Origin of the sequence: Actinomyces sp. S4-C9 (assembly GCF_000758775.1) — a bacterium.
GTDB lineage: Bacteria > Actinomycetota > Actinomycetes > Actinomycetales > Actinomycetaceae > Gleimia > Gleimia europaea.
On sequence record NZ_JRMU01000006.1, the window covers coordinates 93,108 to 115,589 of the forward strand.

Sequence of the window (22,482 nt, forward strand, 5' to 3'; positions counted from 1 at the left end):
GTGATTCCTACAGGTTTACGGCTTTGTACAGCTCTTGAAGCACGGCGCCATCAACCTTGCGAGTGACGCCTGGGTGTAGTCGCCCGATCTTAACCGGCCCGAACTGCGTGCGAACCAGTTCAACCACGGGGAAACCCACACTCTCGAGCAGCCGGCGGACAATGCGATTGCGCCCCTCGTGCAACGTCAGCTCCACTAGGGTGAGGTCGCCATACTGGTCTTTGATGCGAAAATCTTGAACCTGAACGGGTCCGTCCTCAAGTTCGATACCGCGTAGCATTTTCTTGCGCAGGCCGCGCGGCACCTCGCCTGGAACGGTGGCGACGTATGTTTTTGGAATTTCAAACGAGGGGTGCATGAGTCGGTGTGCAAGCTCCCCGTCATTAGTCAGTAGGATCAGACCAGCCGTGTCGGTATCAAGACGTCCCACATGGAATAGGCGCTGGTTGTAGTCCTGGGTGTAGTCCGCTAGGCACGCACGTCCTTCTGGATCGTCCATTGTGGACACAACACCAACAGGTTTGTTGAGGGCAATGGTTAGAGACTCGGTATCTAATAGAAGGCGTTCGCCGTCGACGTGGACCACTTGCCGGCTGGGGTCAACCCTGGTGCCGAGCTTCCGCACCACTTTGTCGTCCACGCGAACGCGACCCGAGGTGATGAGGATTTCCGCGTGACGGCGAGATGCCACGCCGGCTTGCGAGATAACTTTTTGCAGGCGGATTCCCGAATCTACGTGAGGATCGTTCTTCATTATTTCTCCAAAGATTGCGCTAGTTCAGAAAGTTCGTCTCGGTGCGGAAGGTGGGGTGCAAGAGGACTTAACTCATCGAGTGAGCGTAGCCCCATTCGTTCAAGGAACTCAGTTGTAGTTTGAAAGAGTGTCGCTCCACTTGCGGTTTCACCAGCACTTTCAATGAGGCCTCGGGCTTGCAGGGAGCGGACAACTGAATCCACGTTGACTCCCCGAATGGAACTGACTTTTTGCCGGGTGACAGGCTGGCGATAAGCAATGACGGCAAGAGTTTCTAGGGCGGCTTGGGAAAGCTTTTGCATGCGGCTACCACTGACAAACTGAGACACGAAGGGGTCATATGCAGAACGCGAATAGTAGCGCCATCCCCCACCGACTTCGCGGAGTTCAAATCCGCGTTCGTCACGGTCATACTCGGCGCGAAGTTGAGTAAGTGCTGCCTCCACCTGGTCGTCCGCGATATTAAGTGCATTCGCAATGTCTACCGATGCTACAGGTTCGGGCACAACCATGAGGATTGCTTCGATTATTTTGGCTAGTTCTTTATCGCTAAAGATTTGGGGTATTGCCTCTTGCATGTCGACCTCCCGTCAATACTGAAGTCATTGTACCTAAAGTGGTGCTACCACTGTGCCTTCCTCGTCTTCCATTCGCATGTCGGCGACGTTGGTGTCCGAACCCGTCCAATGGATTGAGAGCTTCGCGAGGGGTGCTTCTTGTTTGAATGACACTGCGCCTTCACGGTACAGATCCAAGATGGCGAGGAAACGAGAAACTATTGTGTTGACATCCGGCGCGTCTGCACAGAGCTGCTCAAAGCTAGCGTCGCCAAGCACTTTCAGTTGTTTCAAAATGTATTCAGCTTGCGGGCGTACGGGCACCAGCGGGTCATGCAAATGGGTGGTTGTAACTTCCGGCGGCGCGGCAAAGATTACCTCTGCCGCGATCTTGGCCAGGTCAAGCGGGGTTGTGGACCAGCGTAGTTGCGGCAAAAGAGCAGCGAACTTGGGTTCCATCTCCGCTTGCCTTGGATGCGCGCCGCTGTTTACCTCCCACAACTGGCCAAAAATATTCGCCACCTGCTTGAAGGCGCGGTATTGCAAAAGCCGGGAGAATAGGAGGTCGCGAGCCTCTAGATATTCGAGGTCTGCTTCAAGCTGTTCATCCTCGACGGGCAGGAGGGAACGGGCTTTCATGTCCAGCAAGGTTGCCGCTACAACCAGGAACTCAGAGGTGCGCGAAAGATCGGGGTCTACGCGCATGTAGGCGATGAACTCGTCTGTCACAGCGGCGAGGGCAACCTCAGTAATGTCCATTTCTCGCTTAGAGATAAGGCCGAGCAAAAGGTCGAACGGCCCTTCGAAGTTCTCTAACGAAACGGTGAACCCGCCGCCCTCGGTTGTGGTCACTACGCTACGTCTCCGCGAGAGATCACTTCGCGCGCTAGACGGCGGTAAGCCTGCGCTCCCTTGTGAGAGGGCGCATAGGTAGTGATGGGTTCGGTGGCAACGGAAGCGTCCGGGAACTTCACGGTACGCCTGATGATCGTGTCGTAAACCTTGTCCCCAAAGGCTTCTTGAAGGCGCTCGAGGACTTCACGCGCATGCAACGTGCGCAGGTCAACCATCGTGACCAAGATGCCATCAATCTTTAGGCGGGGGTTTAGCCTGTCGTGCACCATGTCGATCGTGTCAATGAGGAGGGCAACACCGCGCAACGCAAAAAACTCGGCCTCCAGGGGAACCATAACTCCATGGGCTGCCGTCAGAGCGTTGACGGTAAGAAGTCCTAGCGAGGGCTGGCAGTCGATGAGGATAACGTCGTACTCATCAATGACGGGGCGCAAGGCCCTGGTCAATGCTTGCTCGCGCGCGACCTCATTTACCAACTGGACTTCAGCTGCTGACAGGTCGATGTTGGCCGGCACTAGGTCTAGGTTTTCGATCTTGGTGTGCTCGATGGCGTCTCGGATAGAGACCTTGGAGGACATCAGCAGGTTGTAGATTGTGAAGTCAAGGTCTTGCGAGTTGATGCCAAGTCCTGCAGATGCGGCGCCTTGCGGGTCGAAATCCACGATGAGAACCCGCCTGCCGTATTCCGCCAACGCTGCGGCCAGGTTGATGGTGGTGGTAGTTTTACCAACTCCACCCTTCTGGTTACACATGGCAATAACGCGGGCAGGGCCGTGCGATGATAGCGGGGGCGGTACGGGGAAGTCGTTGTCGCGTCCGCCTTCTGGGGGTACGGGAACTAATCCTGGTTGCATCTCACTCACTCCCCTAGAATATGTCATCTGGCCTGCTCTTGCGCCGCCGGGCCAAAATAGCGCCCCCCGACGCTAGTCAGAGGTGGCTCGTGGGTGCGTGGTTGCATGAACCTCACGCAGCGTTGAGATCGAAACCTTCGTGTAAATCTGGGTGGTTACCACCGATGAGTGCCCGAGGAGCTCTTGGACATCGCGGATCGAAGCGCCACCTTCTAACAGGTGGGTGGCAAATGAGTGGCGAAGAGTGTGGGGAGAGACATCCTCAATCTCTGCCTTCTTTGCCGCACTCTTGATGATTTCCCACGCTGACTGACGCGATAGCGCTCCCCCGCGCGTATTCAAGAACAGGTGCTTGTCGTTGCCTTTCTTAGCTGCGAGTTCGGGACGGCCCTGCCTCATATACTTCATTACCGCATCGCGGGCGTAACTGCCCAGGGGAACGAGGCGCTCTTTACGGCCCTTGCCAAAAAGGCGAACCACAGGCACATCCCCATCCAGCAAAAGGTCTTCCGGATACAGGCCGGTTATTTCAGAAATGCGAGCCCCTGTTCCATAAAGCATCTCCATCACGGCGGTATCGCGCAGGCCGATTGGGCCAGGCGTTTCAGATACGGCGTCGAGTAGTTGCTTGACCTGGTCGAGCGTGAGCGCCTTCGGCAGTCGCATAGGCGTCCCCATCGACTCGACGTCGTCCATGTGATCAGTTGCAATCACGTCGCGATCGATCAAGAACTTTATGAAGCCCGAGATTGAGGAACGAGCGCGCGCAATCGAGGACCGTGCAAAAGCTCGTCCAAGCTCCCCCGTTGAAAGTTTAGTTAGGTGGTCGTTAATGACCTTGGCGTTTAGTTCATTGGCCGACTCTAGGTGCGTGTCATCGAGAAACCTGGAGATATCTGAACGGTATGCCGAGATGGTGTGCTTTGACGCGCCGCTATCAACACTCAAGTAGTCTAAAAAATCGACCAGATACTGCTGTAAAACACTGTTGCGTGAAGGTATCATAATCTTAAATGTTCTCTCTTTTCGTGTTAAAATAAACACGGAACGCGTTAAAACGACCAAACAGATACAATTGTGACCGATTTCTAAATTAACGACAAGGGAAGGCTATTTTCATGACATTTTCATGGAACGAACTTGACGATCGCGCGGTTAAAACAGCAAAGATGCTTGCCGCAGACGCCGTCGAAAACGCTGGATCCGGCCACCCGGGCACCGCGATTTCTCTCGCACCGCTCGCGTACCTAATCTTCCAGAAGCACCTAAAGATGGACCCGCAAGATAGCCTGTGGCTTGGTCGGGACCGGTTTGTGATGTCTGCGGGTCACTCGTCGTTGACCCAGTACATTTCTCTGTACCTGGCTGACGCCGGCCTTGACCTTGAGGATCTGAAGAAGTTCCGTAGCCTGAAGTCAAAGACGCCCGGCCACCCCGAGTACAAGCACACTGACTTTGTTGAGATCACCACGGGCCCACTTGGCTCTGGCCTTTCGTCCGCTGTGGGCATGGCAATGGCGCAGCGCCGTGTTCGTGGCATGTTCGACCCGGATGCCGCTCCTGGCGAGTCTCCGTTCGATCACAATATCTGGGTAATCGCGGGCGATGGCTGCTTGCAGGAAGGCATTTCTTCCGAGGCTTCCTCGCTGGCTGGCACGCAAAAGCTTGGCAACTTGATTGTGTTCTGGGATGACAACCACATCTCCATTGAAGATGACACGTCGATTGCGTTCACTGAAGATGTAATGAAGCGCTACGAGTCTTACGGCTGGCACACCCAGCACGTGGATTGGACCAAGGGCGGCGAATACAAGGAAGACGTTGAGGCCGTTGAAGAGGCGATCCAGAACGCGCTGGCTGAGACCGACCGCCCGTCGATCATCGGACTGCGCACCATCATCGGCTGGCCTACCCCGGGCAAGCAGAACACGGGCGCTATACATGGCTCGAAGCTTGGCTCCGATGCTCTTGCAGGCCTGAAGGAAGCACTTGGCCTTGATCCACAGAAGATGTTTGATGTGGATGAGGAGGCCGTTGCACACGCACAGGCGAATATGAAGCAGCGCGGCCAGGCCGCCCGCTCCGAATGGGACGCGAAGTTCGCTAAGTGGCGCGAGGCTAACCCCGAACTTGCAAAACTTTACGATCGTCTTGCAAAGCGCGAGCTACCCGAGGGCTGGGAGGATGCGCTACCGAAGTTCGAAGAGGGCAAGGCCGTTGCTACCCGCGCCGCGTCGGGCAAGGTGCTGAATGCTCTGGCTCCGGCTCTTCCTGAGCTTTGGGGTGGTTCGGCTGACCTCGCTGGCTCGAACAACACCTTCATGGACAGCGAGCCCTCCTTCCTTCCGGAAGAGCGCAGCTCTGCAATGTTCTCGGGCAACAAGTACGGTCGCAACCTCCACTTTGGTGTTCGTGAACACGCGATGGGTGCCATCATGAACGGTATCGCACTTGAGGGACTCACCCGCGTTTACGGTGGCACGTTCTTCGTGTTCGCTGACTACATGCGTGGCGCAGTGCGTCTGGCCTCTCTGATGGGGTTGCCTACGACCTTCGTGTGGACCCACGATTCGATTGGTGTTGGCGAGGATGGCCCCACGCACCAGCCTGTGGAGCACCTGACCGCTTACCGCGCTATTCCAAACCTCTCGATCGTCCGCCCGGCGGATGCCGCTGAGACGGCGGAGGCATGGAAGGAAATCTTGAAGCGTGACGCCACGGCCGGCCTGATTCTTTCCCGTCAGAACCTGCCTAACCCGAAGCGTGGAGGCGACCTGGCTCCCGCAAGCGGCCTGGCCCGCGGAGCCTACGTGCTACGTGACACGGAGGGCACGCCGGACATTATTCTGATGGCTTCCGGTTCGGAGGTCCAGCATGCGCTTGGCGCCGCGGAGGTCCTCGCGGGTGAGGGCGTGAAGGCGCGCGTTGTGTCCGTTCCTTGTATGGAGTGGTTTGACGAGCAGTCTGAGGAGTACAAGGAATCGGTACTCCCCTCGGCCGTTACCGCACGTGTTAGTGTCGAGGCCGGTTTGGCTGCACCGTGGTACAAGTACCTCGGTATTAAGGGCCGCGCGGTTTCGCTGGAGCGTTTCGGTGAGGTTGGCTCGGGCGATGATCTCATGGAGATGTTCGGATTCACCACGGAAAACGTGGCTAAGGTTGCCCGTGAGGTCCTAACCTAACGTTCAACTAATCTGGAGGTCAGCTAAGCTGGCCTCCAGATTTTTTTACCCCTAATCTCGTAAACTGAGCACAGTCGATTGCAAGGCGGAGCAATGCTTGAAACAGATTTGAAAGTTCACCGAACGGTAGAGGAACTCCACGCGAAGGTGGCGCTCTCCCTGGTTCGCAAGATCACTGAGCTTTCACAGCAGCGCAGCCGGATCCACGTAGGCATTGCCAGTGATATCAGCACCACGCTTTTACAGAAGATTGCCGACATCATGCGCCACCACCCTGATCTTGTGGAGCAGTGGTCACCCGTTCATATTTGGATGGCTGACGAGTGCTACGTGGAATATGAAGATGCAGACCGCGCCGACACGCATGTTGATGAGGCGCTCTCATCCCAGTTCCCTATTTTTCAGCTCCACCGGCCGCCCACCCCCTCGAATAGCAAGAGTTTGGAGGCGGCGGCACGCCGGTATGAGGAAGAAATGGTGTCGGTATATTCGTTGCACGCCCTGCTGGATCCTCGTTCAATAGCTCTTGATATGAGTATTTTAGGAATTGGCCAGGACGGCCACTTTGCGTCCCTGTTTCCCTCTCACCAAACCTTGGATGCGGCTGGCTTGTATGTTGCAGAACCGCAGTCCCCCAAGCTTCCAGCGCAGCGAATCTCAATGACTATTCCTCTATTGCGGCGTTCACGGGCGTCCTGGTTTGTGGTTGCGGGTAAAGAAAAGGCTACGGTTTTTGCGCAGGCGCTGCAGGGCGCGAATTTTAGAGAGGTACCCGCAGGCGCAATGAACCAGGTGGGAACGCAGTGGTGGGTGGACAAAGCTGCAGCCAGCAGGATCGACAGGATCTTCTAGTGCTCGCCTTCTCGTAGACGCCTGAGTGCATCTTCGAGGATCGCGTCTCTCTCAGCGGAGCTTCGCCGCGCCTCGACCTCTGCCAAGTGTCTAGTTGTAAGCGAGGATTCCTGGCGTTGCGACGCCGCACTTTCCCCTACTCGGGGGCGATTACGGCAGGCATCCTCATGGCACGTTTGACAAGGATACGAATTTGGAACGTCAAACAATGCGGTTGCAGAAAAAGAAACGCGCGTGACATGGCCACGCGCGCAGAAGTATTCTATGTTTGCTATCGCATCCAAGCTAGGCGAACTTCGTCAAAATACCGATCAGGACGATTACGGTTACCCACACAACTAGGGTGCCAATCGTGATGCGATTTAGGTTGCGCTCGGCAACACCAGACGAGCCTGCAGTGGACGAGAATCCTCCACCGAACATGTCCGATAGGCCGCCGCCGCGACCCTTGTGCATCAAAATGGTGAGGATGAGGAACAGGCTCGAGATCACGAGCAACACGTCCAGGATGATTTTTACAGCTGTCACGCTAATCCTTTTCCTTCACGCCTCGGCGCTTAAACAGACTTTCTGACCTATTAGATTCTAGCGTGGCATCGCGAAAGTTCATAGCCGGGCGCGCAAGCATGGTGGCTTTCACTAAAAATGTGCCTCCACCGGAGTTTGTTCCGGTGGAGGCACAAAAAGAGGTTAGGCGTTGAAGCGCGCGATCTTCGCGAACTCGTCAGCCTTCAGCGAAGCGCCGCCAACGAGAGCGCCATCGACGTCCTCCTTAGCCATGATGTCCGCAACGTTCGAGGACTTCACGGAGCCGCCGTAGAGGATACGGACAGCATCAGCGGTCTCGGCGTCGTACAGTTCACTTACGCGAACGCGGATTGCGCCGCATACTTCCTGCGCATCTTCAGGGGTTGCGACCTCGCCGGTGCCAATGGCCCAGATGGGCTCGTACGCAATAACGCTCTTCTTGACATCATCAGCGGACATGCCCTTCAGAGCGCCATCGATCTGCGCTAGTACGTGCGAAACTTGGTTTCCAGCCTTGCGAACGTCAAGACCTTCACCACAGCAGATGATTGGCGTCATTCCAGCAGCGAGGGCAACGCGTGCCTTCTCGCCCACCAGCGCGTCACTCTCGCCGTGGTATTCACGACGCTCGGAGTGGCCCACAACGATGAAGCTGCAACCAAGCTTGGACAGCATAGAAGCAGAAATCTCGCCGGTGTACGCACCGTTCTCGTGGGTGGAAACATCCTGAGCGCCATACTTGATCTTCATCTCGTCGCCCTCAACAACCGTCTGAACCGAACGGATGTCGGTAAACGGCGGAATGACAGCAACCTCAACAGCCGAGAAATCGAAGTTAGCGTCGGTCAGTTCTTGGTTTAGGCCCTGGACCAGGTGGATCGCCTCAAGGTGATCCATGTTCATCTTCCAGTTGCCGGCCATAAGTGGCGTACGTGCCATGTAAATCAGTCCTCCAAAACTGCGATACCCGGAAGCGTCTTACCCTCAAGAAGTTCGAGGGAGGCACCGCCGCCGGTGGAAATGTGAGAGAAAGTGGATTCATCGAAGCCGAGCAGACGCACAGCAGCCGCAGAGTCGCCGCCGCCAACTACCGAGAAGCAGTCGCCTTCGGATAGTGCGCGAGCAACGGCCTTCGTGCCACCAGCAAAGTTCTCAAACTCGAATACGCCCATCGGGCCATTCCAAGCAACGGTCTTCGCCGAAGCGATCTTCGAAGCGTAAAGTTCTTGCGACTTCGGACCGATATCGAGGCCCATCTGGTCGGCAGGAATCGCGTCCGCGTCAACTACGGATGGGGTTGCGTCCTTTGCAAACTCGGGAGCAACCACAATGTCTACAGGAAGGACGAGGTCAACGCCGCGCTCCTTTGCCTCATCGATGTAGCCCTTAACCGTTGCAAGTTGCTCTTCTTCTAGCAGCGACTTGCCAACCTCGTGGCCCTTTGCCTTCAAGAATGTGAAGGCCATGCCTCCACCAATGAGGAGCATGTCGGCCTTCTTCAGCAAGTTAGCGATAACGCCAAGCTTGTCCGAAACCTTGGAACCGCCAAGTACAACCGCGTAGGGGCGTTCCGGATTGTCGGTAGCCCTCGACAGCGATTCGATCTCCTTCAACACGAGGAGGCCCGCAGCGGACGGAAGCTTCTTTGCAATGTCGTAAACCGAAGCCTGCTTGCGGTGTACAACGCCGAAGCCGTCCGAGACAAAAGCATCAGCAAGTTCCGCCAGTTCAGAAGCGAACTCTTCACGCTCGGCATCAACCTTTGAGGTTTCACGCGGATCGAAGCGAACATTCTCGAGCAGAAGAATATCGCCATCGTTTAGCTTTCCGGCCTCTTCCTTAGCAGATTCGCCGGTGATGTCCTTGGCAAGCGATACGTTGGCGTCAACCAGTTCGCCAAGACGCTTTGCAACCGGTGCAAGGCTGAACTCTGGCTTGAACTCGCCCTTCGGACGGCCAAGGTGTGCCATGACGATAACCTTGGCTCCGCTTTCTACAAGCTTGTTCAAAGTGGGTAGTGCCGCGCGGATACGGCCGTCGTCGGTGATCGTCTGGCCATCTAGTGGCACGTTGAAGTCCGAACGAACCAGGACGCGCTTTCCTTTGAGATCACCTAGACTTTCGATCGTTCTCATAAAATCTTCCTCTCGAAGTTCAATAGTTCGGGCCTAAAGAAGACGCCCGCGCACGCGTCAGCATGTGCGGGCGTCCAACTTTTACGCTCGACTCCTAATTAGAGACGCTCACCAACGTACTTGGTCAGGTCTACGAGGCGGTTCGAGTAGCCCCACTCGTTGTCGTACCAGGAAACAACCTTCACCTGGTCGCCAATAACCTTGGTTAGCGGCGCGTCGAAAATCGACGAGTGCAGGTCGGTTACGATGTCGGTCGAAACGAGGTAGCCATCGGAGTATGCCAGGACACCCTTGAGCGGGCCCTCAGCAGCTGCCTTCATGGCGGCGTTGACGGACTCGATCGAAACCTCGGACTTCGTGGTGAAGGTAAGGTCGGTGACCGAACCGGTGATTACCGGAACACGAAGTGCGTAGCCGTCCAGCTTGCCCTTGAGCTGCGGGAGCACGAGAGCAACAGCGCGAGCAGCACCGGTGGTGGTCGGAACAATGTTGACCGCAGCGGCGCGTGCACGGCGAAGATCCTTGTGCGGAGCGTCGTGGATGCGCTGGTCGCCAGTGTAAGCGTGGATCGTGGTCATAAGGCCGCGCTCGATGCCGAAGGCCTCGTCAAGGACCTTAGCCATCGGGGCGAGGCAGTTAGTGGTGCACGATGCGTTCGAAATGATGTTGTGCTTAGCCGGATCGTAGTCGGTGTGGTTTACACCAACAACGAAGGTAGCGTCTTCATTCTTAGCCGGTGCGGAGATGATGACCTTCTTAGCACCACCATCGATGTGTGCCTTCGCCTTGGTTGCATCCGTGAAGAAGCCCGTGGACTCAATCACGATGTCAACACCGAGGTCGCCCCACGGAATGTTGGCGGGGTCGCGCTCAGCGAAAGCTGCGATGCGGTGGCCACCAACGGTGATGGACTCGTCATCGTAGGTTACGTCTGCGTCAAGCTTGCCAAGAATGGAATCCCACTCGAGCAAGTGTGCGAGGGTCTCGTTGTCAGTTAGGTCGTTGACGGCAACAATCTCAAAGTCCGCACCCTGCTCACGAGCTGCACGGAAGAAGTTACGGCCAATACGACCAAAGCCGTTAATACCGACGCGGAAAGTCACAATGTCCTCCTGTAATGCGCTACGGCGCATTTTCGTCTGATGAAACTGAATGCCCAGAAACGCGGGCACGCAGTCCGCAGTTTTCTGCGGTTCCAGCACTTCTAAATTTACACCGTTTCGATAGATTTAGCATGCTCGAAGGCGGCATTTACGTTATTACTAGGAAAATTCCAGGTTTTGGAAAGGTTTTTAGAGGTAAAAGCTAAGCAAATATGGCGTCGGTGCTAGCTATCAACCCGCTATTTTCTTTAACCTTCGAGTAAATCGGCGCTGAGACTTGCCTCAGTGTCGGGAAGCCCGTCCTCGTGGGCGCGCTTATCAGCCATGGCAAGAAGGCGGCGAATACGCCCCGCAATCGCATCCTTCGTCAGTTGCGGGTTAGCGAGCTTGCCGAGTTCTTCAAGCGAGGCTTGAGGGTGACTAACGCGAAGTTCACCTGCCTCACGCAGGTGCTCGGGAACTTCGTCTCCCAAGATGTCGAACGCACGCTTTACCCGCGCGCTTGCAACTACTGCGGCCCGCGCGGACCGGCGTAGATTAGCGTCGTCAAAGTTAGCCAATCGGTTAGCACTGCCTCGGGCGACGCGGCGCTTGCGGCGCGCCTGCCACACCTGCAGGGTCTCAGGAGTTTCCAGGGCCTGCAGAATCGAGGCGATCCCATCAGCTTCGCGCACCACAACCCGCTGCGCACTGCGAATCTCACGCACCTTCGCCTGGGCACCCATTCGGCGCGCAAAACCAGCCATTGCAAGCGCGGCCTCCGGACCGGGAGCAGTGATTTCCATTGCAGAGGACCGGCCGGGCTCCATCAGTGAGCCACGCGCTAGGAACGCCCCGCGCCACGCCGCGATGGCCTCGGCGTCGCCCGAAGCAACGATCCGGGTGGGAAGACCTCGCACCGGACGGCCCTGCGCATCAATTAGTCCCGTCATGCGAGCCAGGTGATCGGCGCGTTCCACCACGCGCACAACGTAGCGGTCTCCCTTCTTTAGCGCTCCCCCAGAGACGATAACCACCGAAGAGTTCACCTTAAACAGCTTCGCCATGAACGTGCGCAGGCGGGCAGCCGTGGCCGGCAGATCAACTTCGGCCTCAATAATCACGCGGCCTGAAACCAGGTGCAAACCACCTGCGAAACGGAGCATTGAGCCTACCTCCGCCACCATTTCAGATGGGGTGGCAACGGGTTTCTTAACCAGTTCCTCTTTCAGAGCGAGCGTCAGCGACATCAAATTTTCTCCACAATCTAAGCGAGCCAGGCCTCGCGCCGTCCCACTTCACCCAAGAAGCCATCAAATGCGTCGCGTAGCGCTGCCGCCAGACGCAACGGGTCGTGCAAGGGCTGAGCTCCACCGATCGACACCTGTCGAAGCAGTAGTCTAGCGCCTACCTCGCGAGCAGCGTTCTCCAAGTCCTCAATATCGTCAACCGTAGAGGGCTGGGCAATCACCACATCAAGCGCAAAATCAGGCGCATGCTGAGCCAGAACGCGAACGTGATCACCAGCAGAGAGCATTTCTGTTTCGCCCTCTTGTTCCGCGAGGTTCAACACGAGGGCTCGCCGTGCCTTCGTTGAAACGAGCGCATCGTGCAGTTTTGGCACCAGCAGGTGCGGGAGCACGGACGTGTACCACGAGCCTGGGCCCAGCACTACCCACTCGGCCTCGGCAATCGCATCTAGAACTTCGGGGGCAACCGGTGGGTCAGCAGGATTTAGACGGACCGCGCGGGTTTGCCCTTCGGCAGTGGCTACGGCGCATTGACCTCGCACTACCCGTGTTATGCCATCGGGGCCCTCCACGTCGGCTTCGATCTCTAGTGGGGTTTGTGCCATTGGCAGAACGCGGCCATGAGCGCCCAGCAACCGAGCAATCCAGTCCAGGCCGTCGACCTGGTCATCCAAAAGTTGCCACAGGGATACGATCAGAAGATTTCCGAGGGCGTGGTCATTCAACGGCCCATCAGTGTTGAAACGGTGTTGCATCACGTCACGCCACGTTAGGCCCCATTCGGAGTCATCACACAGCGAAGCGAGCGCCATCCGCAGGTCTCCCGGAGGTAGCACGTCCATTTCCTCGCGTAGCCGACCCGAGGAACCACCGTCATCAGCAACGGTTACCACTGCCGTGAGCTGGTGCGTTATGTGTTTGAGGGCCCGCAGGGTTGCAGAAAGACCGTGGCCGCCGCCAAAAGCAACCACACGCGTGCCGGCCTCTCCCCTGCGCGGCCAGCCGTTTGCATCCAGTAGACCTGCCATGGTTACTCCCTACCCAAGTCCCTGTGAAGCACTCGAACAGGGAAGCCTTCATCACGCAGCGTGGCCGCGATCAGTTCAGTCATGGCAACCGACCTGTGTTTACCACCGGTGCATCCTACCGCGATAGTGGTGAAGGGTTTTAGTTCATTCACATAACCGCGGATCATGGGCGCAAGCAGTTTCGCGTAATTAATAGCAAAATCGCGAGCTCCGGGTTGCTCCAGCACGTACTTCGCAACCGGCTCATCGCGGCCAGTTAGGTGGCGAAGTTCGCTAACCCAGTAGGGGTTCGCCAAGAAACGCACGTCCAACACGTGGTCGGCGTCAAGCGGCAGGCCATATTTAAAGCCGAAAGACATGACGGTGAGTTTTAATTGCTTGTCTGCTTCACCTGCAACGATGTCCCGCATGTGCCGGGTGAGGTCATGTACCGACATTTTTGAGGTGTCGATGATCTCATCCGCGCGGGCGCGAAGCGGAGCGAGCATCTGTTTCTCTTTACGAATCCCGTCGAGGATTCGCCCGTCGCCCTGGAGAGGGTGCGGACGCCGGTTAGACTCGTAGCGGCGCACAAGCGTGGTCTCGTCTGCCTCGAGGAAAATAATCCTGTAAGTAACCGCGTCTTCATTGAGTTTGGCGAGGACGTCCTGGAGGTCGTGAAAGAACTCGCGGCTGCGAACGTCTACCACTGCGCCCAGGCGGTGCACGCCCGAGCCGTCCACGGTCATCATGCCGGCCAACGCCGGCAGAAGCGTCGGCGGAAGGTTGTCTACCACGTACCAGTCCAGGTCTTCCAATGCCATTGACGCGCGCGTACGTCCAGCTCCAGACATTCCAGAGATGATGATCAGCTCGGGTTCGCTCGCTTTAGGAAGCCGCGCCATTTCATCAAGTAGCGGGATGCCCGCGGGCACAGTTGGCGGGTTGTTCTCGGTCACCGACTTCGTGTCTTCACTCATGTGTCTAGTTTGCCAGCCTTTTGGCCGCTCGTCTCGCTTTCTTTGTTACCGGGCTCGTTCGCCTGGGCGTGGAAGAAGTCAACAATGGTTTGTGCCAACATGGGCCCCACACCTGGAGTCGTTTGGAGTTCTTCCACACTAGCCTCGCGAATCTTCTTTACGGATTTGAACTTCTTCAGTAGTTCAGCCTGTCGGGTGGCGCCAAGGCCGGGCACTTGATCAAGCACCGATCGTCTCATCGCTTTAGAACGCCTTTGACGGTGGTGGGTGATAGCGAAACGGTGCGATTCATCCCGCAAATGTTGAAGCAGATACAGGCCGGGTGAGGTGCGTGGCAAAATGACCGGGAAGTCGTCACCGGGAATCCATACTTCCTCCAGACGTTTTGCTAGCCCCACTACGGGTACGGTAATGCCGAGTTCTTCTAGCGTTGCCGAGGCAGCGTTTACTTGTGGCAGGCCCCCATCAACCACCACCAGGTCGGGCCGGTAGGAAAATCTGCGAGGAAGGCCGGTTTGTGGATCTACCGGGCCGGAGGCGAGTTCGATGCCGTCCTCGTCGTAGCCGGACTCCCCCGCTTCCTCGGCCAAGAGCCTCTTAAAGCGGCGAGTTAGGGTTTCACGCATGGCAGCTGTGTCGTCCAGTACGCCTTCACCGTCCTCACCTCGGATAGTGAAATGACGGTAGTCGGTTTTGCGGGGTGCTCCGTCTTCAAACACGACCATAGACGCCACCTGGTTTGTGCCCATCGTGTGGGACACGTCGTAGCATTCGATGCGTAGCGGTGCGGACGAGAGGTCAAGGTAGTCGCGCAGTTCTTCGAGGGCTTGGCTACGCTGCGTGAGGTCGCCAGCGCGTTTGGTCTTGTGTAGGCGCAGGGCGTGCTCGGCGTTAGCTTGAACGGTGTCCATGAGGGCGCGCTTCTCACCGCGTTGAGGAATACGTAGGTCTACGTTGGCGCCACGAATCTGGGTCAGCCACGCGGCAACGGCATCGGCGTCGGTGGGAAGGACTGATACGAGTACTTCACGTGGAACAGCGGACGTTGGGGCATGTTCCACATCGTCAACGGAGACTGCGGCAACGCGTTCGTGCACGTCTTCGCGGGTAGCTTCGGCGTAAACTTGTTGGAGCAGGCGCTGCATGAGTTCGGCTTCGCTGGTGTTGTCCGGGCGGTCTACTACCCAACCACGCACGCCGCGGATACGGCCTCCGCGCACGTGGAACACTTGGACTGCGGCTTCGAGTTCGTCAACAACTTGGGCGAATACGTCTGAGTCTGTGCCGTCGCCGAGTACAACAGCGTTTTGTTCGAGGACTTTTTCAAGTGCGGCCAGAGAATCACGTAGACGCGCGGCGCGCTCGAAGTCGAGCTCCGCGGCGGCTTGCTTCATTTGGGTTTTGAGGTCGCGGATGTAGGGGCCCACTTTGCCGGACATGAATTGGCATAGTTGTTCGGCTAGTTCGTAGTGGTCTTGTTGGGAGATTTTTCCTACGCAGGGTGCGCTGCATCGTTCGATGTAGCCGAGTAGGCAAGGCCTTCCGGCGCGTTCTGCGCGGCGGTAAACACCCTTGGAGCAGGTGCGAATGGGAAACACTCGTTGGAGCTGGTCAACGGTTTCGCGGATGGCCCACACTTGCGAGTAGGGCCCAAAGTAGCGCGTGTTTTTACGCCGGGCTCCTCGCATGATCTGCATGCGGGGGACCTCCTCCCCCATCGATACTGCGAGGTAGGGGTAGGATTTGTCGTCGCGGTACATGACGTTGAAGCGAGGGTCGTACTGCTTGATCCACGAGTATTCGAGGGTGAGGGCTTCAACCTCTGTGGCGACAACGGTCCACTGCACTGATGCTGCAGAGAACACCATTTGCTGGGTGCGCGGATGCAGGCCCGCTGGGTCCTGAAAATAATTGGTGAGGCGGTTGCGCAAGTTCTTGGCTTTGCCCACGTAAATGACGCGCCCCTCAGCATCACGAAAACGATACACCCCAGGTTCAGTTGGGATCTCAGACGTCTTCGGACGATAAGTTACGGGGTCAGCCACGCCTCGATTCTACGAACTTTAAACACTGGGGGCGAGTGCACATGAGCGCTACTATCTGAAGCTTTCGACAGGTTTCCCGACATGATCTGGAGGTTTGGACGCGGTAACTGCATCAATTATTGATAAAACCGATACCTCATCAGTTAACGATCCAAATAGGGTTCAAAGGTCAGAAACCTGCGGATAGCCTTCTTCTACATACCCGAAAACAAGTCCGGCTCTTGCGTGTCCAGCCCTCGGACGCGAGCCACGCGGTACTCCAGCTGCAAAAGCTTGCGTTTGCGCTCCACGCCACCCGCGTAACCCGACAGCGTGCCATCCGACGCGATTACCCGGTGACACGGCACAACAATCGACAACGGATTATGTCCCACAGCTGTGCCCACCGCCCGATACGAGCGCGGCCTCCCCACGGCCTGCGCAACTTCCTTATAAGTCGAAACAGCGCCGTAAGGGATCCTTTGCAAGCATCGCCAAACTTCCGTGTAAAAACCCGAATCCGGTAACCGGAGCGGCACAGAAAACTCCAGCCGCTCCCCTGCCAAATACTCGTGTATCTGATCCGCAGCCGCGCTCAGCACACTATCTGCCGGTGACACCCATACACCCACATCCTGCACGCCCGGCGCCGGATGATGATCCGGGAAATACACGCCCACCAAAAATTCGCCCTGCGCAACCAGGCTCAGCTCACCAACGGGAGTTACCGTCAAAGTGTGTCGCAAAACCACTCCGGTTCCCCTCCCGCCTCCAAATGAAAACTCATCAGCATGTGCCAAACGGATTACCGACGCAAGCAAACACGCCGGCCGTCATATGGTTTCTTAAACATACAATTGTGTATTCGACGCCTACAAAACCTATTGGAATCATTAACGAAACCAAAAGTTTCCAAAGGAGCGCCGATGACTCGCCTAATGACGCAATCCCGCACCACAAAGGCGGAATACACAATCGACCAAAACGAAACGATCCTCACCGCGCTGCGTGAACGCGCAAGACGCCGACCAAACGAAGTTGTCATGGAACGCCGTCGCGAAGTAGGCGGATGGTACGCGGTATCAGCAAAACGCTTCGTCGCAGAAATTGACGATATAGCTCGCGGCCTGCTGGGCCTAGGGCTAAAACAGGGCGATACGCTAGCAATCATGTCATCCACGAGGCCGGAATGGACCCTTATCGACCTCGCAGCCCTCTCCATTGGCGTGATCGTGGTTCCCATCTACGAGTCCGACTCGGTAAGCCAAATCGAATGGATCTGCAAGGACTCCAACGTGCGCATCGCTATCTGTGATACCCATGCGCGCGCTCAACTAATCGAACACGCAAACACGCCAACCGTTGGACGAATCATGACGTTCGAATCCGGCGCTGTCCGAACCATCCTGGAGGCAGCCACCTCCATTAACGAGGACACGCTACACGCAGTGCAGGCAGAAGTCGACGTAGATTCCATTGCAACGGTCATCTACACCTCCGGCACCACGGGCGTTCCCAAGGGCGTAATCCTCACCCACCGAAACTTCGTGGGCACCACCAAAGCCATCGCGCAAGTGGTTCCACACATTCTTTACTCCACTCAGACGCGCTTCCTGCTATTCCTTCCCCTTGCCCATGTTTTGGCCCGCTTTGTTCAGCTTGCAGTACTTTCTGGGCGCGGCGTGTTCAGTCACTCCCCGGACACTAAGAATCTGCTCGCCGACATCGAAAGCTTCCAGCCTTCACTGCTGCTTCTCGTGCCGCGAGTACTCGAGAAGATCTACAACGCCGCCGAAGCTAAGGCCGGCAAGGGAACCAAACGCAAACTGTTCCGTTGGGCAGCTCAGGCCGCAATCGACTACTCCAAAGCGATGGAAACTACATTTGGTCCAACCGTTGCGCAACGTCGCAAACGAACGTGGGCAGACCGGATTGTGCTCAGCAAGATCCGCCGCCTGCTGGGCCCTAACATAAAGTACGTGGTCTCCGGTGGAGCGCCCCTGTCCCCCACACTCGGACACTTCTTCCGCGGCATGGGCCTTACAGTCTACGAAGGGTGGGGCCTATCCGAAAGCACCGGCCCGATCAGCTTGTCCGACCCACGCAACCCGATCATGGGATCCGTCGGCCAAGTTCTGCTCGGCAATACCATCACGCTTAACGACGAAGGCGAGATCCTCGTCAAAGGTGTCTCCATCACCCCCGGTTACATGAATAACCCAGAAGCCAGCGCCGAAGCATTCGACGAGGACGGCTGGTTCCACACCGGCGACATCGGCCACATCGACCGGCGCGGAAACCTCTACATCACGGGCCGCAAGAAAGACATCATCGTCACCGCAGGCGGCAAAAACGTAGCGCCTGCGGGCCTCGAGGAATCATTGGTTACTCACCCGCTCGTCTCCCACGTGATCGTGGTTGGCGATCAAAAGCCCTTCATCGGCGCGCTCATCACCCTTGACCGCGAAATGCTTGCTACCTGGCTGGCCAACCACGGTCTTGAAAACATGGATGTCACGCAGGCTGCCCAGCATCCGCGCGTCATCGCGTCCCTAGATAAAGCAATCGCTCGGGCTAACAAGTCCGTCTCGAAAGCAGAATCGATCCGTAAGTTCCGCATCATTAACGCGGAGTTCACCGTTGATAACGGCTACCTAACGCCCTCTATGAAACTGAAGCGAGCCGACGTCGCGCGAGACTTCGCCGATGAGATCGAAGCTCTCTATGCCAAGTAGAGCCCGGCCGCGGACGATCCTCTAGGCTGGAGATATGAGTAGAAAAACCGTACTTGTAACCGGTGGAAGCCGTGGGATTGGCCGCGCCATTTGTGAAGACCTATCCAAGGATTGGCATGTTCTTGTGGGAGGACGTGGCGACGCCGCCGGGAGCGTCGCTTCCACCCTCGAATCGGCACAACCCTGGGTGGTTGATATTACCGATGAGGAGGCCGTGCGCGAAGCATGCGCCAAGATCGACAAGCTCGATGCACTGGTGCTGAGCGCCGGCATATCCATGGGTAAGACTATTGCCGAAGCTACGCGTGAAGACTGGGAAACAATCCTAAACGTGAACGTGATAGCCCAGGCGAGCCTAGTCAAGCACCTGCTTCCCGCGCTACGCAGAGCGCGCGGCCAGGTGGTTGCCATCAACTCTGGCTCCGGCTTCAATTCGAAGGCGGGTGGCGGCCTGTACTCCGCCTCCAAATTCGCGCTTCGAGCCATGACGGACGCGCTCCGCGAAGAAGAGCGCGGCATAGTGCGCGTCAGTTCTGTGCATCCGGGCCGGGTAGATACCGACATGCAGGTGGAGATTCAAGAGCAGGCCGGCCGTGACTACAATCCGGGCGATCACGTGCGCCCCGAGTCGATTGCAAAAGCCGTGCGCCTAGCCCTCGAAGCAACAGAGGACGCCACAGTTGAAGTCATCTCTGTGCGACCGGTTCACCAAATCTAAGCACCACCGATTGCTGGCATCGCTGGGCAAAGCGGTATCAGACCAGAAGACGCGGTATTTGGCGAAGAGAAACGCTACTTTGCGAGGATCTTCGCCAAATACTGGCCGGTGAAAGAACCTTTAACCTCAGAGACCTGCTCCGGGGTTCCCTGTGCAATCACCTTGCCGCCACCAGAGCCTCCCTCGGGCCCCATATCGATAACCCAATCAGCAGACTTAATCACGTCCAGATTGTGCTCAATGACAATCACCGTATTGCCTTTATCAACCAGGCCCTGCAATACCAGTAGTAGCTTGCGGATGTCCTCGCTGTGAAGACCCGTGGTGGGCTCATCCAAGACGTACACCGTGCGGCCACGCGAACGCTTCTGCAGCTCCGCAGCCAACTTAACGCGCTGCGCCTCGCCGCCCGAGAGTGTGGTTGCGGACTGGCCCAGGCGCACGTACCCCAGACCTACCTCAACTAGCGTGTTCAAATGCCGCGCTATTCGCGGGATATGCTCAAAAAACTTCGCTCCCTCTGAAATGGGCATGTCCAAAATGTCTGAAACGTTCTTGCCCTTGTATTCGATTTCCAAAGTCTCGCGGTTATAGCGTTTACCTCCGCAAACCTCGCAGGGCACGTATACGTCGGGAAGGAAGTTCATCTCAATCTTGATGGTGCCATCGCCCTTACAGGACTCACAGCGCCCTCCCTTAACGTTAAAAGAGAAGCGGCCCGGCTTGTAGCCACGCACCTTCGACTCCTGCGTCTCCGCAAAGAGCGTCCGCACGTGATCCCAGACGCCCGTGTACGTGGCCGGGTTTGAACGCGGCGTTCGCCCAATTGGCGATTGATCTACGTGCACGACCTTATCGAGCTCCTCCACACCCGAAATAGTGCGGTGACGGCCCGGCACAATCTGAGCGCGGTTCAGTTTCGAGGCTAGGGAACGGTACAAAATCGTATTGACCAAAGTGGACTTACCCGAGCCCGAAACGCCCGTTACCGCCACAAAAAGCCCGAGAGGAAAATCAACCGTCAGGTTTTGGAGGTTGTTCTCCACCGCTCCTCGCACCGTCAACATGCGTTGCGGATCAACAGCGCGTCGTTCTTTCGGCGTAGCGATCGACTTACGCCCCGAAAGATAGTCTCCCGTAATTGACTTCTTGTTCGCCTTCAGTTCCTTCAAAGTGCCAGAGTGAACGATCTGGCCACCGTACTCGCCGGCGCCTGGCCCGATATCAACAATCCAATCAGCGGCCTCCATTGTTTCTTCATCATGCTCGACAACAATCAGAGTATTTCCGAGGTCGCGCAGGCGAATCAACGTGTCAATAAGGCGCCTATTGTCGCGCTGGTGCAAGCCAATGGAGGGCTCATCAAGCACGTACAGTACGCCTACCAGGCCCGAGCCGATCTGCGTGGCCAGCCTGATGCGCTGCGCCTCACCACCCGAGAGCGTGCCCGCCGAGCGTGAGAGCGTCAAATAGTTCAGACCCACATCCACCAAGAAGTTTAGGCGCACCAAAATCTCGGTCAGCACCGGGGCTGCAATCTGCTTAGCCCTGCCCTGTAGGTGTACATTCTTCAAGAAGTCGCGAGCTTCCAAGATCGACAGATTTGAAAGCGCAGCGATCGAAAGATCACCAATCGTGACAGCCAGAACCTCAGGCTTAAGACGTGCCCCTTCACAAACCGGGCAGGGCACCTCCCTCATAAATGAATCCAGGCGCTCCAGCTGGTTCTCTGACTCCGTTTCTGAACGCTTGCGCTCAATGTAGTTAACTGCGCCTTCAAACCCAGTTGTGTAAGAACGCTGTCTTCCCCACCGGTTCTTGTACCGAACGTGCACCTCGTAGTCATTGCCGTATAAAACCGCCTTTTGGATCTTCTTCGGCAAATCCTTCCACGGCGTAGTCATCGAAAAATCGAGTTGCTTAGCCAAGGCTTTCAGCAGGTTCGCGTGGTACTTGTTGTTAGCCGTCCAGACGGCAATCGCGCCATCTTTTAGCGAAACGTCCTCATCTGGCACCAGCAGATCCGGATCTACTTCCAGCTTCGAACCAATACCAGAGCACTCCGGGCACGCACCGTAAGGAGCGTTAAATGAGAAGGTGCGTGGCTCAATCTCCTCGAGCATCAACGGGTGACCATTCGGGCACGCCCGGGCCTCTGAATAACGGCGCGAGCGGTGCGGGTCGTCATCGTTCAAATCGATTCGCTCGATCACCACGATGCCGTTTGCCAGCTCCAGGGCGGTCTCAACCGAATCCGTGAGGCGCTGGCGGAGCCCATCTTTAATCACCAGACGGTCCACTACAACGTCGATGGTGTGCTTCAGATTCTTATCCAGCTGGATATCTTGATCAAGGCGAAGCTGCTCACCATCTACGCGAACGCGCGCAAAGCCTTTTTGGCGCATCTCATCAAACAGATCCTGATATTCGCCCTTCCGTCCCCTAACCAGCGGAGCGAGGACCAGAAACCGCGTGCGCTCGGGAAGCTCCAATACCGAGTCCACGATCTGCTGCGGAGTTTGGGCTGTAATCTCAGCCATACACTGTGGGCAATGTTGCACACCCGCTCGGGCGTACAACAGACGCAAATAGTCGTGAATCTCCGTGATCGTACCAACCGTTGAACGCGGGTTGCGCGACGTTGACTTCTGATCAATCGAAACCGCGGGAGACAGGCCCTCAATGAAATCTACGTCCGGCTTATCCATCTGGCCCAGAAACTGGCGCGCGTACGAAGACAGCGACTCCACATAGCGGCGCTGGCCCTCCGCGAAAATCGTGTCGAAAGCCAGCGATGACTTACCCGAACCTGACAAGCCCGTAAAAACGATCATCGAGCCCCTGGGCAGATCTAGGTAAACACTTTTCAAATTATGCTGGCGCGCACCGCGGACAATTAGCGAATCATTCACACCTCTACCCTAAATACCCCAGACTAAAAGCGCACATTTGTTCGATTACAGCAAAAC

The 22,482-nt window shown here is 56.8% G+C and carries 20 protein-coding genes; 4 read left to right on the top strand and 16 right to left on the bottom strand.

The genetic code is table 11. The features are described from left to right. Positions 1–7: 7 nt before the first annotated feature. Genes HMPREF1628_RS03145 through HMPREF1628_RS03165 form a run of 5 tightly spaced genes read right to left on the bottom strand, consistent with a single transcriptional unit; the run spans position 8 to position 4,025 of the window. Positions 8–754: a pseudouridine synthase gene (locus tag HMPREF1628_RS03145; protein ID WP_034507742.1), complete on the bottom strand. Its 747-nt coding sequence runs from the start codon at positions 752–754 to the stop codon at positions 8–10. Continuing rightward, entirely contained in the window at positions 754–1,332 is a 579-nt protein-coding gene (gene scpB / locus HMPREF1628_RS03150) for an SMC-Scp complex subunit ScpB (RefSeq protein WP_034507745.1), read from the bottom strand. The genes HMPREF1628_RS03145 and scpB overlap by 1 nt, the downstream gene beginning before the upstream one ends. Before the next feature lie 33 nt (positions 1,333–1,365). Beyond that, positions 1,366–2,163: a segregation and condensation protein A gene (locus HMPREF1628_RS03155; protein ID WP_034507747.1), complete on the bottom strand. Its 798-nt coding sequence runs from the start codon at positions 2,161–2,163 to the stop codon at positions 1,366–1,368. After that, positions 2,163–3,047 (bottom strand): ParA family protein, encoded by an 885-nt coding sequence (locus HMPREF1628_RS03160; RefSeq protein ID WP_034507750.1) that lies wholly within the window; start codon positions 3,045–3,047, stop codon positions 2,163–2,165. Before HMPREF1628_RS03160 ends, HMPREF1628_RS03155 begins: the two co-directional genes overlap by 1 nt. Positions 3,048–3,092: 45 nt before the next feature. Beyond that, positions 3,093–4,025: a site-specific tyrosine recombinase XerD gene (locus HMPREF1628_RS03165; RefSeq protein WP_034507753.1), complete on the bottom strand. Its 933-nt coding sequence runs from the start codon at positions 4,023–4,025 to the stop codon at positions 3,093–3,095. Positions 4,026–4,138: 113 nt separating this feature from the next. Here HMPREF1628_RS03165 and tkt point away from each other — a divergent pair, with 113 nt between their 5' ends. Together tkt and pgl are read left to right on the top strand one after the other, a co-directional pair. Beyond that, positions 4,139–6,202, top strand: coding sequence for a transketolase (tkt, locus tag HMPREF1628_RS03170; protein ID WP_034507756.1), 2,064 nt, complete (start codon positions 4,139–4,141; stop codon positions 6,200–6,202). A 93-nt stretch (positions 6,203–6,295) separates the two neighbouring features. Next, on the top strand, positions 6,296–7,054 hold the full coding sequence (gene pgl, locus HMPREF1628_RS08615; RefSeq protein ID WP_052038825.1) for a 6-phosphogluconolactonase: 759 nt from the start codon (positions 6,296–6,298) through the stop codon (positions 7,052–7,054). Here pgl and HMPREF1628_RS09275 read toward each other — a convergent pair. From HMPREF1628_RS09275 to HMPREF1628_RS03220, 10 genes are all read right to left on the bottom strand, one after another. Further along, positions 7,051–7,338, bottom strand: a complete 288-nt coding sequence (locus tag HMPREF1628_RS09275; RefSeq protein WP_084703181.1) for an RNA polymerase-binding protein RbpA — start codon at positions 7,336–7,338, stop codon at positions 7,051–7,053. The two genes, pgl and HMPREF1628_RS09275, sit on opposite strands and share 4 nt — an antisense overlap. A 1-nt stretch (position 7,339) precedes the next feature. After that, positions 7,340–7,582 carry a preprotein translocase subunit SecG gene (gene secG, locus HMPREF1628_RS03180; protein WP_016443616.1) on the bottom strand — a complete coding sequence of 81 codons (243 nt, stop codon included), beginning with the start codon at positions 7,580–7,582 and terminating at the stop codon, positions 7,340–7,342. 162 nt (positions 7,583–7,744) lie between these two features. Next, complete coding sequence (gene tpiA, locus HMPREF1628_RS03185; protein ID WP_034507759.1) at positions 7,745–8,521, bottom strand: triose-phosphate isomerase; 777 nt, start codon at positions 8,519–8,521, stop codon at positions 7,745–7,747. Positions 8,522–8,526: 5 nt separating this feature from the next. Further along, on the bottom strand, positions 8,527–9,717 hold the full coding sequence (locus tag HMPREF1628_RS03190) for a phosphoglycerate kinase (RefSeq protein WP_034507761.1): 1,191 nt from the start codon (positions 9,715–9,717) through the stop codon (positions 8,527–8,529). Positions 9,718–9,815: 98 nt separating this feature from the next. After that, on the bottom strand, positions 9,816–10,820 hold the full coding sequence (gene gap, locus HMPREF1628_RS03195; protein ID WP_034507917.1) for a type I glyceraldehyde-3-phosphate dehydrogenase: 1,005 nt from the start codon (positions 10,818–10,820) through the stop codon (positions 9,816–9,818). A 248-nt stretch (positions 10,821–11,068) separates the two neighbouring features. Next, on the bottom strand, positions 11,069–12,049 hold the full coding sequence (gene whiA / locus HMPREF1628_RS03200; protein WP_034507763.1) for a DNA-binding protein WhiA: 981 nt from the start codon (positions 12,047–12,049) through the stop codon (positions 11,069–11,071). Positions 12,050–12,066: 17 nt separating this feature from the next. Next, on the bottom strand, positions 12,067–13,077 hold the full coding sequence (locus HMPREF1628_RS03205; protein WP_034507765.1) for a gluconeogenesis factor YvcK family protein: 1,011 nt from the start codon (positions 13,075–13,077) through the stop codon (positions 12,067–12,069). A gap of 2 nt (positions 13,078–13,079) precedes the next feature. Then, positions 13,080–14,036 carry an RNase adapter RapZ gene (rapZ, locus tag HMPREF1628_RS03210; protein WP_034507768.1) on the bottom strand — a complete coding sequence of 319 codons (957 nt, stop codon included), beginning with the start codon at positions 14,034–14,036 and terminating at the stop codon, positions 13,080–13,082. Continuing rightward, on the bottom strand, positions 14,033–16,081 hold the full coding sequence (gene uvrC / locus HMPREF1628_RS03215) for an excinuclease ABC subunit UvrC (protein ID WP_034507771.1): 2,049 nt from the start codon (positions 16,079–16,081) through the stop codon (positions 14,033–14,035). The genes rapZ and uvrC overlap by 4 nt, the downstream gene beginning before the upstream one ends. A gap of 194 nt (positions 16,082–16,275) precedes the next feature. Then, positions 16,276–16,806 (bottom strand): methylated-DNA--[protein]-cysteine S-methyltransferase, encoded by a 531-nt coding sequence (locus HMPREF1628_RS03220; protein ID WP_232219367.1) that lies wholly within the window; start codon positions 16,804–16,806, stop codon positions 16,276–16,278. Positions 16,807–16,986: 180 nt separating this feature from the next. Between HMPREF1628_RS03220 and HMPREF1628_RS03225 the strand changes: the two genes are divergently transcribed. Both HMPREF1628_RS03225 and HMPREF1628_RS03230 read left to right on the top strand, forming a co-directional pair. Next, the gene (locus HMPREF1628_RS03225) at positions 16,987–18,795 is read left to right on the top strand and encodes an AMP-dependent synthetase/ligase (RefSeq protein WP_034507773.1); all 1,809 of its coding nucleotides are present in this window, start codon (positions 16,987–16,989) and stop codon (positions 18,793–18,795) included. A gap of 34 nt (positions 18,796–18,829) precedes the next feature. Beyond that, a complete protein-coding gene (locus HMPREF1628_RS03230; protein WP_034507776.1) occupies positions 18,830–19,513 on the top strand; it encodes an SDR family oxidoreductase in 684 nt (227 codons plus the stop codon). Positions 19,514–19,587: 74 nt separating this feature from the next. Here the strand turns inward: HMPREF1628_RS03230 and uvrA are convergent, their stop codons facing one another. Beyond that, positions 19,588–22,425: an excinuclease ABC subunit UvrA gene (uvrA, locus tag HMPREF1628_RS03235; protein ID WP_034507778.1), complete on the bottom strand. Its 2,838-nt coding sequence runs from the start codon at positions 22,423–22,425 to the stop codon at positions 19,588–19,590. Positions 22,426–22,482: the final 57 nt, after the last annotated feature.